Genomic DNA, 296 nt, shown 5'->3' on the forward strand with positions numbered 1-296 from the left:
CAGTAAGCCATTAGCTTTATTAGGTGCATTAAGAACCGGCGTAGTAGACGTGATTGCAACCAGCGTAAGTAATGCTTTGACGGTACTTAACTTGGATGAGCAGTTGAAACATGCGTCTCCATAGTTAACTCTTTTGTAAATATCTATTATTTTAATAAGTTCGTGGATTAATTAAACTGTCCAATAATAAAAGATAGAATTATCCATTATCTATATTTTATTATTATAAATTTATACGATCATAATTAATTCTTATACTTTGGCCTATAAATAATATTTATAGGTTTAGTTAGAAA

At 28.7% G+C, this 296-nt stretch carries 1 pseudogene; it reads left to right on the forward strand.

The features are described from left to right. A pseudogene (locus tag AB4653_RS28830) lies at positions 1-124 on the forward strand (sugar-binding transcriptional regulator); the annotation flags it as partial. Between the last annotated feature and the right edge of the window lie 172 nt (positions 125-296).

The sequence above is a fragment of the Vibrio sp. 10N.222.48.A3 genome (genome assembly GCF_041475345.1).
GTDB lineage: Bacteria > Pseudomonadota > Gammaproteobacteria > Enterobacterales > Vibrionaceae > Vibrio > Vibrio tasmaniensis_A.